Annotated in this window: 13 protein-coding genes and 1 pseudogene; 8 read left to right on the forward strand and 6 right to left on the reverse strand. The window is 54.7% G+C overall.

Features of this window, described 5'->3' with window-relative positions; translation table 11 throughout:
• Positions 1–26: 26 nt before the first annotated feature.
• The 3 genes and pseudogenes from FS804_RS24395 to FS804_RS24405 all read right to left on the reverse strand — a co-directional run bounded on the left by FS804_RS24395 (position 27) and on the right by FS804_RS24405 (position 2,570).
• Positions 27–800, reverse strand: coding sequence for an SOS response-associated peptidase family protein (locus FS804_RS24395; protein ID WP_144579323.1), 774 nt, complete (start codon positions 798–800; stop codon positions 27–29).
• A gap of 263 nt (positions 801–1,063) precedes the next feature.
• Positions 1,064–2,101 (reverse strand): annotated as a pseudogene (locus FS804_RS24400) (IS110 family transposase).
• Positions 2,102–2,393: 292 nt separating this feature from the next.
• Positions 2,394–2,570 carry a hypothetical protein gene (locus tag FS804_RS24405; RefSeq protein ID WP_144579313.1) on the reverse strand — a complete coding sequence of 59 codons (177 nt, stop codon included), beginning with the start codon at positions 2,568–2,570 and terminating at the stop codon, positions 2,394–2,396.
• A 389-nt stretch (positions 2,571–2,959) separates the two neighbouring features.
• Between FS804_RS24405 and FS804_RS24410 the strand changes: the two genes are divergently transcribed.
• The 4 genes from FS804_RS24410 (at position 2,960) to FS804_RS24430 (ending at position 5,450) form a co-directional block, all read left to right on the forward strand.
• The gene (locus FS804_RS24410; protein ID WP_144579314.1) at positions 2,960–3,169 is read left to right on the forward strand and encodes a cold-shock protein; all 210 of its coding nucleotides are present in this window, start codon (positions 2,960–2,962) and stop codon (positions 3,167–3,169) included.
• Between the two features lie 462 nt (positions 3,170–3,631).
• Entirely contained in the window at positions 3,632–3,907 is a 276-nt protein-coding gene (locus FS804_RS24420; protein ID WP_144579315.1) for a hypothetical protein, read from the forward strand.
• Between the two features lie 72 nt (positions 3,908–3,979).
• Positions 3,980–4,228, forward strand: a complete 249-nt coding sequence (locus FS804_RS24425; RefSeq protein WP_144579316.1) for a hypothetical protein — start codon at positions 3,980–3,982, stop codon at positions 4,226–4,228.
• A 940-nt stretch (positions 4,229–5,168) separates the two neighbouring features.
• A complete protein-coding gene (locus tag FS804_RS24430) occupies positions 5,169–5,450 on the forward strand; it encodes a hypothetical protein (protein WP_144579317.1) in 282 nt (93 codons plus the stop codon).
• Here the strand turns inward: FS804_RS24430 and FS804_RS25325 are convergent.
• Entirely contained in the window at positions 5,444–6,031 is a 588-nt protein-coding gene (locus FS804_RS25325) for a hypothetical protein (RefSeq protein ID WP_246665955.1), read from the reverse strand. The genes FS804_RS24430 and FS804_RS25325 overlap by 7 nt on opposite strands.
• 15 nt (positions 6,032–6,046) lie before the next feature.
• On the opposite strand from FS804_RS25325, the gene FS804_RS25480 reads away from it, so the two are divergent.
• A complete protein-coding gene (locus FS804_RS25480) occupies positions 6,047–6,262 on the forward strand; it encodes a hypothetical protein (protein WP_371417907.1) in 216 nt (71 codons plus the stop codon).
• A gap of 204 nt (positions 6,263–6,466) precedes the next feature.
• Here FS804_RS25480 and FS804_RS24445 read toward each other — a convergent pair whose 3' ends face one another.
• Complete coding sequence (locus FS804_RS24445) at positions 6,467–6,748, reverse strand: hypothetical protein (protein WP_144579318.1); 282 nt, start codon at positions 6,746–6,748, stop codon at positions 6,467–6,469.
• Between the two features lie 95 nt (positions 6,749–6,843).
• Positions 6,844–7,173 carry a hypothetical protein gene (locus tag FS804_RS24450; RefSeq protein ID WP_144579319.1) on the reverse strand — a complete coding sequence of 110 codons (330 nt, stop codon included), beginning with the start codon at positions 7,171–7,173 and terminating at the stop codon, positions 6,844–6,846.
• Positions 7,174–7,476: 303 nt separating this feature from the next.
• Here FS804_RS24450 and FS804_RS24455 point away from each other — a divergent pair, with 303 nt between their 5' ends.
• The 3 genes from FS804_RS24455 to FS804_RS24465 all read left to right on the forward strand — a co-directional run.
• Positions 7,477–7,764: a hypothetical protein gene (locus FS804_RS24455; RefSeq protein WP_144579320.1), complete on the forward strand. Its 288-nt coding sequence runs from the start codon at positions 7,477–7,479 to the stop codon at positions 7,762–7,764.
• 12 nt (positions 7,765–7,776) lie between these two features.
• Positions 7,777–8,097: a hypothetical protein gene (locus FS804_RS24460; protein WP_144579321.1), complete on the forward strand. Its 321-nt coding sequence runs from the start codon at positions 7,777–7,779 to the stop codon at positions 8,095–8,097.
• A gap of 478 nt (positions 8,098–8,575) precedes the next feature.
• Positions 8,576–9,273 (forward strand): ImuA family protein (locus FS804_RS24465; protein WP_144579322.1); only part of this gene is annotated, 698 nt, incomplete at its 3' end.

The raw sequence follows: 9,273 nt of genomic DNA on the forward strand, positions 1-9,273 counted from the left end.
TCCTGCCGAGCGAAACAGCTAATCCGTTACACCAGACCGTCTTGCTCAACCGGCTCGCCAGATTTCGATACGATTGACGATCCATAAGGCTCACGTGACAGGATGATGAGCGCATCGTTTGGAAGTGGGCGGGCGAGGTGTTTAACTTCGTCCCACGGCGCCCGCATCCAGATATCGGTTTCTTCCTTCGTCAGCAGCAGAACAGGCATGGCCTTTTCGTGGATTGGCTTGACGAGATCATTGGGATCCGTGGTCAGGAAGCCATAGAGATCGTCCGTGGTCATTCCATCCTTTACCTTCCGGACGCTCTTCCATTGCGGCACGTGGATACCAGCGAAGAACATTAGCGACTTTGTCTCGTCGCGAGCGAACCAGGCGTTAGGCACATTGCCACCGTCCTGTTTGCTCGCAGGATCCGGTTCGGCAAAGCTGGTGACGGGCACGAGGCACCTGTGCTCGACGCCGAACCATCTCGTCCAGTGAGGCAGGTTGAGCTTGCGGACATTGGTTACGCCACGGTCGGGCTCCATGCGAATGAGTTCGTTGATATCGACGGCCTTGCCCTTGGCCTTAAGCTTATCCGCTCTTGCTTCCGCAGCCTTCTTTTGCACGAAAATCGGTGAGGGCAGGCCCCATCGCGCATGCACAAGCTGCTTCTTGCCATCCGCAGTGTTGCGGACGATGGGCCCCATTTGGTCAGGGTTCATCTGATACGCCGGCATCAGGTTGATAAAGCTTTCGGCATCCTGGGCCCATTTCGAGACCCAGTCCCTGTCTTCCATGCGATAAAGATTGCAGATCTGGACGGCTCCTCCCTCGTCAGGATCTGAGTATACGGACAACGCGATTGCTTGCAATCAGATGTCCGGCCTGTCGATGCAGATTTTATCTGCTGGCCAAGATGGTGTTCGCTATCCACGCTCCAAACACATGCGCGACATTTTTTCGCCAGTGCAATCTTCGGACTGTCGCGGGTACCGACCAATCGGTCATTCCATCTACTCGTTCCTGCAAGTTCGGTTACTCGGCCGTTCGCTCTGGAAAGTTGGCCGGATTGTTCAGGCTACACTGCAGCGGATAGTTCGGGACCTTCCGGCTTTTCATAGACGCCGCCGGATATCATAAGTCGCCAAGCGATGCGGGCGAACCTGTTTGCCAGCGCTACCGCGACTAATTTCGGTGGCTTACGCTCCAGCATTGCAGCGAGCCAACGTGAAGGCTTCGTTCGGCCTTCCTCACATGTCTTAGTAGGGCGGTTGCACCGACAATCAGCGTTGATCGGATCGACGGATCGCCTGCCTTGGTGATGCCACCCAATCTAACCCGACCACCGGTCGAGTGGTCTTTAGGGGTCAAACCAAGCCAAGCGGGAAAGTGGCGACCCGAGCTGAAGTTTTCGGCCGGGGGCGCCTTGACGCTTAACATCGTTGACCCAATCGGTCCTATGCCTGGGATCGTCGCAATCCGCCTACTGACATCGTCGGTTCGGTGCCACTTCATCAGCTTGGCTTCGACCGCTTCAAGCCTAGCCTCTACTGCCTGATATTCTTTAGCCTGAAGATTGAATAGCTCTCTCGCAAGCTGAGGAAGCGTATCATCACTCGCGTGTCCGCTTGATCAACGCGTTGACGTTTTGGCGACCAGGTGGCCCAATGATGCCGAACTCAGCCGCATAGCTGCGGATTGCGTTCGATAGCTGCGTCTTCATGCCAACGATACGTTCTCGAACGCTCATCAACATACAGGCCGCCTGCTGTTCCTTCGATTTTACAGGAACGAACCGCATCGACGGACGGCTGACTGCTTCGCATAGAGCTTCAGCATCCGCTGCATCATTCTTTCCTCGTTTCACGTACGGCTTTACATATTGCGGTGGGATCAGGCGTACTTCGTGTCCGAAGGCACTCAGTAAACGCCCCCAGTGATGCGAGCTGCCACAGGCCTCGATGGCGATCAAAGTGGGAGGCGTACTCTCGAAAAACTTGATCATTTCCCGACGTCGTAACTGTCGGCGTATTACGACACCCTCAGTTTGGTCGACACCGTGCAACTGAAACACGTTCTTCGATGTGTCCATTCCAATCCGTATCATGGTCTTCATGGTAAGCGCTCCTCTCGCTCATGGATCCATGGCCATCCATCATGCCACGGATCTCCGAGGTCTCAGAGCCGTCCACACCAACACGTGCTTACCACTCCCTCTGATAGGTGTAGCGTCGCCGCGGTGCCTCAGTTTTCAAGTCGACCGCCCAGATCCACCCCGGGCAAGGATTGCAACGCCATCTGCCCATGCTGGATGGCGCCGTAGCCTGCGCTCTCGATCTGGCGGCGCGGAACTCGAGCCGGCCGTTGATGCCGTTGACGTTATACGTAGCGAGCTTCACCGGGGTTCGTCAGTGTTTGCGATCACCCCGGTCACCCTGGCCCGGTTTTGCATCATGCTTCGCACCGTGGCGTGCGTCGGCGGAGAGCGATCGCGAGACGCCGACGCTTTCCTTGAACTTTCCGTTCTTATCGCGGCGCACATAACGCTTGTCGGTTCCGGTATCGATCAGTTCACGCTTGCTCATAACAGGCCTCCTCTTTGCGTTTCCTGACGAGGAAACGTTTGTGGCCGCAAAATGATGCACCGGAATCAAGCGTCTAGCGCAGACTCGCATAACGAGTGGTGATCGTGGCTTTAATTCCTCGAGGAATGATTCTGCACCTGCGTTCCGTGCAGGGATCATTATCTCCGTCGATGCAATCGAAGGTTGATTGTAGAAAGAGGCATAAACTTTTCATTGACAGACACTCCCGAGGGCGGTATTAATTGGTCATCGATCTTTTGCTTGCCAAGCTTGTCTATCGTGCGATTGGCACCGCGCTCTAAGCGAACTTCTCTTTCAAAATCAGTCGGTACTTGCCCGCGTCGCATTCGTTACGCGGTACGTCACTCTATGCTTGGAAAGGGTTCATCATGACCACTGGCACAGTAAAATGGTTTAACTCCACAAAGGGCTTCGGCTTCATTCAGCCTGACAATGGCGGCGCAGATGCATTTGTTCATATCTCGGCCGTCGAGCGTGCAGGAATGCGAGAGCTTGTAGAAGGCCAGAAGATTGGTTTTGAACTTGAGCGCGACAACAAGTCGGGCAAAATGTCCGCGACCAATCTGCATTCTGCATAAGTGAGATCCGCTTCCCCTTGACCACGGATGTACTGGCACTGCCGGGAGCAATTTCATTGGGGCCAGGCGTTTCGCCTGGCCCTTTTTGTTTTTTGGCCTTGGGCCGGACAGGTAGATACAACATGACACAACGACATAGCAGACCCCGCCAGCAAGCAGAGAACGCGTTCAGAAAGCTTCTGGCTCCTGTCATTGCATCGGATATTGCGGAGCATGATCGGCAAGCCGTTGCTAAGGCGCGGGATGAAAAAACAGCACGTCTTAGAGCCGCGCCCCTCGCAAAAGAGCTTGCCGACCGAACATCTGTTACAGCGGCACTCATCGCAAGGCGATCCGTGACGATTTCGCCCACTCGCTTGACCGATTGAGCGAGCTCGGATCGCATTGGCACCAGTTTCCGGTCCAGCCATAGGAGCCCTTGGTCAACAATGACGACGGCATTTGAATAGCGAAGGAAGAGCGATGTCATCGACAGCAAGTGAGTTGAACACGATTAACACCGCTTGGCAGATTGCCATCCAGGAGATCCTGAGGATGGTTATTCGCGATCTTTACCGCGGTGGAGGCGAGGCGCAGTTCAAAGAACATATTGAACGCATTGAGGCCGCAGCTGTCGACAGTATTCAGACTGATCTGAGATTTCTGGGAACAGACGAGTGGACGGAGCTGCTCGTCAAGGAAAAGGCCAGCAATTTCGTCACGACCTTGCTGACGTCGTTCACGTTCGACCGGGCGTGATTTCGCACTTTTGCGGTTTCACTTCACGTGCAGTCCGGGTTAACTTTAGAGAACGAAGAGAGGGCGGCGAACATGACAGACTTCAAACAGTTTGCGACAAGTTCGAATGGCGACAGCTGGTCTGTTGGGAAAAGACAAGACGGTGTGGCCGTCGTGCGTCACAATGCAAATTCAGCGTCCGGTGGACATGAGACGATATTGCGTGTTGATGAATTCTTGCTTCTGAGACACGACAGCCCCGAGCAGGCGGCGCTACAGGACTTGCTCGATGCAGAAATTGACAACGAAGGCCAATCGAGCCTTGATAGTTCTTCTCTGTGAGCACGGTACAGTGATTTTACCGCCGTTGGTGGCAGGTTACTTACTACCAGTTTTTCACATTGACATGAATTAGCGCTCAGACTGAGCTTGCCCTCCTACCCGGCAGCTTTCTCCTATTCCTGAGATGCGTCCTCAAGGAACTGCTCGATCAATACTCTCGCAGCCATGTCTCGGGCCGATTGTTGCTTTTTATCGTCAAAACCACGCATTCCTGCGCTCTCAAGAACAGAATTAAGCCGGTCGAATTCGGATCTGGATATTTGGGCAATAGATGACATTGCATGCCTCTTGTAAAGCTCTGGGCTAGGGCGTGTTGGCTGCCTAACGACAGCGCCCGTTACGTTGGCTGCCGATAGTACTTCATACGCTGCGATTGTGCCCGCATGAAGGCCGGCAGATCAGGTGAAAAAGGGCCTTCAACTGAGCCCTAGACGTACCGGGTTGCAATTGTGTTTTGGCCGATCTGGCCCTCGTCTACAACGAGGCATGGAAGCGCGGCCGGCGTGGCAAGAAGCGATCCAAGTCGGCGCGGGGATGCTGACAGCTCCAGATGCGGACCGGTTCAAAGCGGTCCTATTCGCCGCCGCAAAGAAAAACCGAGAAGATATTCAACTTCCGCTTGGCGAAAGAACCGTCCTGGCGATGAAGGCCAGGACTGCTGATCTCGTTCGAAGTGGCGCGGACAAATAGGGTGCCAGGGGTCCGATTGTACTTCACCGCAATACAGCATGAATAAGCTGGCCCGCGGGCCACGATCCTCTAGGCGCCGCATGTTTGCATGCGAGCGCAAGGCAAGCATTAATTTGTACCGGCCAACTATTGGGCTCGACTTTATTCCGCTTGGGAGTAATATTTCGCCCATTGTCACCAACCGAATTCATAGGCGGTGACGACTGAGGGTTACTACGTGCTCCCGCCTATCTCGGGTGGAGGACGAGTCTTGCCCCTACCGCCTGATTTCGCTCACGACTTACTTCGACGTGTACTTTTCCGTTGGTCCATCCGTTTCACTGCCGATGAGCGGATGCAGATCCACCGTGTGGAAAAGACTATTGACGAAATGCTTGAAGAACTTCCCGAACTAACCGACGATGCTCCAATCGATGCAGATTTCCTCAGGATGATGCGGCGTGTGGCACTTCGGGAATTTCGCGTTCATAATCAACTACCAGAAGAATTCTATCATGAGCGCAGATTCGACAGCTTGAGCGAAAATCAATGAAGAGTAAACGACGCGCCAGGTGGACCGAAGAGCGCGTCAGCTATTTCCCGAAGTGCTTGCCTATCACCACTCATGGAGAATCCGCCTCGGTCCGATTTGGCACGGGACGCGAAGACAAACGGCACGTTCGCCCGTTCAAGAATAATAAACGCTGAGACAAGCGTTTCATCATCAGCGCCGACGTCTAGGATCGCGCCGTCCACGCCTCCCTCCACCAATGCGTCCAGAATGTCTTCTGGCGATCGAAGCGGCCCTATAAGGGTTGCCCCCGCGTTGACCAGCCGATTACGGCATGCCGCAGTCAGCATAGGTCGGTGCTCCACTATCAGGAGCTTCTTGCCTCCGAATTGCCGTAACACGAGAATGTCCCCGCTCTGATTGGCACGGCCTCCACGCCCAACGACGGTGAAGGTCACCTCACATCCATCAGCTTGCGAGTGGAAAGGCAAGCATAAGGACGAAATCGTATCGCGAGCTTCGACCAGAACCGCACTGCTGGTCAGCAGTTCCCGGTCCTCACAGCAAAAATGGGCAAACTGATGTTTATGACAGGAAGCGAATGCAGGACCTAAAACATGCATCGATAATTCTCCCACGTGCGGAAAGCTGATGGTCTCTCGATCGATCTAATTGGCGCCATGCTCTCAGATGACCTTCAAACCCTCGCCCAAGCAGCGCAGGCAGCCAGAGAAATGCTAGCGGAGAAACTTCTGAAGAACGAAGTTGCGGATGGCGCAGAATTTGAGGCCGTCAGAGGCGGCGGTGTTTCGACGGCGAAAATGCCGCTGAAATCGGTGATGCGGCTAGAGTAGACTTTGCCGCAGCGTGCTGAGGCGAGAAGCCGGTTGAAAGCGGTTGCTTCAAATATCTAGTTCGGAATATCCTTCCTACTCATTCCGCACGACATCGGACATAAATTCCCGCTGGAGAAAAATAAGCGGCGCGCAAGTGGCGTTGTACTACCGCTTGTTTACAAACTGAACATCATACTCGCCGGCGATCTTGTGAAGCGCCGATCACTGTTCGGGCTCGCTGCATTGGGATTGGGCGTCTTTTTTCAGCGCCTCCTCAATCTCGTCTGCGGAGACCTGCAAAAACTGGCGCGTCACCAATTGGGCGGAGACCGCAGGTATCTCAAGATGAGTTGCTACGGGTTGATACGACGGGAAACTGAGACCCTCAACAAATTGTTCATCCACAACCAGACGATATGTTCCAGCTTCCAAGGGCGTTACCAGGCCCTGCAGTACGAACGGATTCACGAAGGTGATTTCAGTGTATGTCTTTCTCTCTTTCATAGTCATACTCTTTCTGCCGCGAGAATTCAGCACTCTCAGGGACTTATAAGGTTATCGCTTGTCGGGCCCCGCGCTCGTTCGTCCGGGCCTGTTTATCAACCCTCGTTCGATCGATCACGAGGTTTCCTGAAAAAGTTCAGGACGTATATAGTGTTGCGTGGGACACTCTTGATGACCTCAGGCAGTGACGGCGGTTGGCAGGACTGGTCAAGTGCGTTCCCTAGACGGCGCTTTAATTGTCCAGCGAGAGCATCAGCAGATGTTTCTCCCGCAAGAAACAGTCTCATTACAAGAAAAGCGGCCGTGTTGTATTGTCGCCGGTCGCTGTGCAGCAACGCGGCGTTATAGCCGGCACTGCTCAAGACTGACTGGATCATCTTCATCTCCTCAGGGGAGATGGCTGCAAAACCGGTGTGGGAAGACATATTGTCCTCCTATCTTTGGGGCCAGGGTAAACCGACCCTCAACCAGTAGTGCCCGTGACATGGCTACCGACGTCTTATAGTGCGCCCCAATAGCTGCGCGCGCAAGCGAATACGGTTTGAAAAACTTCAGCAGAGGTCAACATCCATCCGCCGGTCATTATTTTGTGGTGTCTGCGCTCGGGCCGATCGGAATTTCCTTGCTAATAAACCTCAAAACGCGCAGGCTTTTTCCTTCGGTAGCTTTTTTAAAGGGCGTTACCGCTTCAAGGTAAAATCCCTTGGCCCCAACGAAAGGAGGACGCGATGTCTTCCGCCACACAATACGGCCCGATTTCGTCTCACGATCTGAATATGTTGCGCTCGCTGTTGTCAGAGGCCGGCTTTGAAAGCGACCCGCGCATTGATGGTGACCGGTCATTCGTCAGGGCCACCCGTAAGATAATGGATCTTTTCCAGGGAGGAATGACCGACCCTTCGAAACTCAAAGGGGAAATGCTGTTTTTGTTCGGGGTGCAGAAACGGGAACGTCTGCCCTCTCGCACACCACTCCCTAGACATGCCATCCAGGGTCTTCCCGGCTTCAGCAGATAGCGGGGAGTATTTATGCGAGCATATGTTTTTGGAAGCATGATACTCTGGTCCGCATTCTTTCTGGTCTGGTATCTGTTGACGCTTTATAGCGCCAGCGATGATCTTGAAGAAATGCGATCCGGACCAGCGGGAGCCCCCATTATGTCTGCAGCCGGATGTGCTGTCGAAGTGGCCGCTCTTCTTGCGATGAGCGACAAGCTCCTGAAAGCCGGCGGACCAGAAGTGCCAAAAGAGTTGCGTATAAATATCGAACGCTGCATCTTCTTTGATGCGGCAAGCAGAGACGCGCTCGCGAATACGCGGCTTATAAGGTTTTTCCCTGAGAAAAGGTAAGCTGTAGACACCGGCTCTCGTCGGAAGAGACCCCGTGGTCTAATCGTCCGGGTTAAGCTCCGCGAGGCTCTTGGTCATCGATGTGTGAAGATCCCCTGGAAGAACTACGGGTGGCCGGGATACGCTATAAACGAACATTAGTCGAGGGGCCTCTTCTTGGCAGCATCCCTTTCACATAGGGGCTGCGGTCTAGTCCTCGGGTGGTAGTGCGCACGAATATATGGAACCCTGCACAAAGGAAAGTCCAGCTAAAGTCCCGCCTGAAGCATTTCGCGTGCGATGGCGCGAGTTCAGTAAAAATTCATTTTTTCTCCACTGCCTTGATTCCTTTCTGAATCCCGGTCTTTTGCTAGAGCCGGTAATTTTCCTCAACCATGTGGTGCTTGACTCTTCTGCTCCATAAGAACAAATAATGAACAAATAGCCGTGCGACTTGATGTCGATCCTTTGAACACGACCTTGAAGGGAGCCGTGAACGATGACTGCTGCCCGTTTCCCCAGGGCTCCTGGAGGGGTCTTGGATGTGATCTGCGACTTGCGCGACCGCATTGCCTCGATGGAGGGCGCAGCCGCGAAACGGGCTGGCACACTCGCCTTCGGCGTCCCCGAAATCGACGCGGCCTTGCCTGGCGGGGGTCTTGCTTATGGAGCCCTGCATGAGTTTGCGGGCGGCGGATCCGGTACGGTCGACGGAGCGGCTGCCGCGCTTTTTGTGGCCGGCATTGCCGCCAGGACCAAAGGCCCCGTCATCTGGTGTCTGACGCGGCCCGATCTGTTTTTTCCGGCGCTTGCCCAGGTTGGCCTTCATCCCGACCGCGTCATTTTCGTGGAGTCCGACAGGGAAGAGGACGTTCTGGCCAATATGGAGGAGGGGCTCTCGTTTGGCGGTCTCGGGGCGGTCGTCGGCGAGCTTGTCCGCCTGCCGATGGTCAGTTCCCGACGCCTGCAGCTGGCTGCCGAGCGAACCGGGACGATGGCGCTTGGTGTCCGCCGATGGCGACGGCAGACGGAGGCGAATGATTTTGGCCAGCCGACGGCGTCAACCACCAGATGGCGGGTGAGTGTGATGCCGTCTGAGGAGCTGCCAGTACCGGGGGTCGGCAGGCCTCAGTGGTTTTTGGAATTGATGCGCGTGAAAGCGGGTGAGTGTGCTGAGTTTCTCGTGAGAGCGTGTGA

The organism is Agrobacterium sp. DE0009, from assembly GCF_007680755.1.
Classification (GTDB): domain Bacteria; phylum Pseudomonadota; class Alphaproteobacteria; order Rhizobiales; family Rhizobiaceae; genus Agrobacterium; species Agrobacterium tumefaciens_B.

What these genes read in the sequence shown, in the direction of transcription:
- FS804_RS24405 (WP_144579313.1), bottom strand. Translation starts at nt 2,570, where the DNA reads ATGAGCAAGCGTGAACTGATCGATACCGGAACCGACAAGCGTTATGTG.
- FS804_RS24410 (WP_144579314.1), top strand. Translation starts at nt 2,960, where the DNA reads ATGACCACTGGCACAGTAAAATGGTTTAACTCCACAAAGGGCTTCGGC.
- FS804_RS24420 (WP_144579315.1), top strand. Translation starts at nt 3,632, where the DNA reads ATGTCATCGACAGCAAGTGAGTTGAACACGATTAACACCGCTTGGCAG.
- FS804_RS24425 (WP_144579316.1), top strand. Translation starts at nt 3,980, where the DNA reads ATGACAGACTTCAAACAGTTTGCGACAAGTTCGAATGGCGACAGCTGG.
- FS804_RS25325 (WP_246665955.1), bottom strand. Translation starts at nt 6,031, where the DNA reads ATGCATGTTTTAGGTCCTGCATTCGCTTCCTGTCATAAACATCAGTTT.
- FS804_RS24445 (WP_144579318.1), bottom strand. Translation starts at nt 6,748, where the DNA reads ATGAAAGAGAGAAAGACATACACTGAAATCACCTTCGTGAATCCGTTC.
- FS804_RS24450 (WP_144579319.1), bottom strand. Translation starts at nt 7,173, where the DNA reads ATGTCTTCCCACACCGGTTTTGCAGCCATCTCCCCTGAGGAGATGAAG.
- FS804_RS24455 (WP_144579320.1), top strand. Translation starts at nt 7,477, where the DNA reads ATGTCTTCCGCCACACAATACGGCCCGATTTCGTCTCACGATCTGAAT.
- FS804_RS24460 (WP_144579321.1), top strand. Translation starts at nt 7,777, where the DNA reads ATGCGAGCATATGTTTTTGGAAGCATGATACTCTGGTCCGCATTCTTT.